The organism is Pseudoalteromonas aurantia, from assembly GCF_005886875.1.
GTDB classification, from domain to species: Bacteria; Pseudomonadota; Gammaproteobacteria; order Enterobacterales; family Alteromonadaceae; genus Pseudoalteromonas; species Pseudoalteromonas aurantia_A.
This window is the reverse complement of record NZ_PNBY01000123.1, coordinates 1-996: the sequence shown is the minus strand read 5'-3', so window position 1 is coordinate 996 and position 996 is coordinate 1. Positions and strand designations below refer to the sequence as shown.

Genomic DNA, 996 nt, shown 5'->3' with positions numbered 1-996 from the left:
TTTAGGCATGTAGGACTGAACCAGTTGAAAAGAGAAAGTACCTTAAAAGCCAGCGTACGACGAAAACAACGCCGCGCTGCGATGGACACTGAATATTTAGATAAGGTGATTAGGGCTTAGCTGTTAACAGTATATTCACGCTCTCGCCCTGTATATTGAACTCCATGATGAAATTGCTGACTTGGATAAAATGATAGCAACTATTGTCGACACACTGGCACCTGAATTAATTAAGCAAAATGCGGTTGGGTATGAATCAGCGGCACAATTATTAATAACACTAGGAGATAATCCAGAACGATTAAAATCTGAATCTAGCTTTGCTGCTCTTTGCGGTGTTTGCCCGATTCCTGCGTCATCAGGAAAGACTAACAGGCACAGACTAAACCGAGGTGGAGACCGTGCTGCTAATAGTGCGCTTCATATAATTGCCATTGGTAGGTTACGAACAGAAGATCGGTCGAAGTCCTATATTAAGAAACGCACTGCCGATGGGTTATCAAAAATGGAAGCGTTACGCTGCTTGAAAAGATATATAGCTCGGGAATTATACTACCTGCTAAAAAATAGGAATACATCCATTAACTGTGTTCAAATTACATGTTGACACTTAGAAGGGCATCTAAGGCTGTCATTACACGAGTAAAGCGTTTAGGCAATTAATCTGGCGCTATGGCATGAATCAAATTTTATCTCGTCGTGGAAGAAGCTTTAAAACAGAGTGGATACCAAGAGCAGGCTATAAAAATATAACAGAAGCAACAGGTGAAATATCATAATATATCATGGGTTACTACAACCGTTACCGACCTCATCGGCATAATCGAGGAAGCTCGCCTATAGCGAAAGAAAAACAGTATTGGAAAACTTATAAAGAGGTGGCAAAATAGTTGACCACTACAGTTCCCCCCTGTGTCAGGATAGTTGTCGCCTCAGTTTTTCATAAAATAAAACAGGGAGCGGTAAGTTAGTTATGGTGAAGCATTATCCAGAAGA

Annotated in this window: 1 pseudogene; it reads left to right on the top strand. The window is 40.8% G+C overall.

Annotation, left to right across the window (positions count from 1 at the left end):
- Window positions 1-151 precede the first annotated feature (151 nt).
- Window positions 152-607, top strand: a pseudogene (locus CWC18_RS18845) (transposase); the annotation flags it as partial.
- Window positions 608-996 lie beyond the last annotated feature (389 nt).